Genomic DNA, 1,564 nt, shown 5'->3' with positions numbered 1-1,564 from the left:
TATAACCGGCCTCAGAGGCCGGTTTTTTTGTTGTTCTACTCCCTTCGAGCATGTACAGTTTACAGCCGGTAAGACACGGGAGAAGCGAATCCTCCGCTTCATGAGACGGTGTGGATGCCCGCTGTTGAACGGCATAGCTGCAAAAAAAGTGCCTTTGTTGCGGAGAAATTCCGATAGCTGCCTTCCGGCGGGTGTCATCTCCGTGATAAAAAGGGATATCTGCACGCCTTTTCGATCAAAATCATTTATCTTGCTTAAAGATTTACCGATAAATACAATAGTTTAAGTGTGCTATATTCATCTGCTGCGAAACCTTATTTTCTGGGAAATAACCATTTGAGGAGATCAAGATAAAAATGAGTTTTAAAGCCAAATCATTGTCTATCCTGTCGACGGCCGCGTTGCTCAGCGTTCTGGTACCCCACGCTTCCGCACAAGAATCTTTGACCGATATTACAGGCAGCTATGCCAAAGACGCCATTAATAAGCTTGCCGAAATGGGGATCATCAACGGTATCGGCGACGGCAAATTCGACCCGTCCGGCACGATAAAGCGGCAGGACTTTGCCATTATACTGGCAAAAGCTCTCAAGCTGGATCTTGGCAGTCCCCCATCAAAGGCTACCTTCAAAGACGTCCCGAACGGCAATTATGCTTTTGCCGCTGTAGAAGCAGCGGTAAAGGCAGGTTTGTTTAAAGGCATGGGCAATGGGGCCTTTGGCGCCAGCCTGAGCCTCACCCGTGAGCAGATGGCAGTTACATTTATTAATGCGCTGGGTGTCGACAGCAGCGGAAAAGGCCAGCATTTACCTTTCTCTGATGCGGCTTCCATTTCCAGCTGGGCAAAAGACGCGGTTGGCGCTGCAGTTGAACTCGGCCTCATCGCGGGAAATCCCGACGGCACGTTCAGGCCGGTCAATGAAGCAAGCCGCCAGGATGCAGCCCTGGTCACTTCCAAGTTGCTGACCCGCCTGGAAGAACAGCCAAAGCCATCTGCGACACCAACGCCGATACCAACACCAACACCGACACCAACGCCAACACCGACACCAACGCCGACACCAACACCGACACCGACATCGACACCAACACCGGCACCAACAACACCAACACCAACGCCAACACCAACACCAACACCAACACCAACGCCAACGCCAACACCAGATCCAGCCGACCAGGCAGCGGCCGATCTGGTGAAAGCCCAAATCGCCGCCTTGCCGGCAAAAGAGGCCATCACTCTGGCCGACAAAGCAGCTGCAGCTCAAGCACGAACGGCCTATGAAGCTCTGACTGCAACTCAGAAGATACTTGTAGGAGATATCGCCCGCTTGACGGATGCAGAGGCGGCTATTGCGGCGCTGGAAGCGCAAGCAGCAGCAGACCAGGCAGCAGCCGATCTGGTGAAAGCCCAGATCGCCGCCTTGCCATCAAAAGAGGGGATCACTCTGGCCGACAAAGCAGCTGCAAGTCAAGCGCGTACGGCCTATGAAGCTCTGACCGCAAACCAAAAGGCGCTTGTAGGAGCTATCACGCGCCTGACGGAAGCGGAGGCGGCTATCGCGGC

1 protein-coding gene is annotated in these 1,564 nt (G+C 53.6%); it reads left to right on the top strand.

The window, feature by feature from the left end; translation table 11 throughout:
* Window positions 1-356 precede the first annotated feature (356 nt).
* The coding region (locus PHU01S_RS25480) for an S-layer homology domain-containing protein (RefSeq protein WP_164763205.1) at window positions 357-1,564 on the top strand (1,208 nt) is incomplete at its 3' end.

Source organism: Paenibacillus humicus NBRC 102415, from assembly GCF_004000905.1.
Classification (GTDB): domain Bacteria; phylum Bacillota; class Bacilli; order Paenibacillales; family Paenibacillaceae; genus Paenibacillus_O; species Paenibacillus_O humicus.
This window is presented reverse-complemented; position numbering and strand designations above follow the sequence as displayed.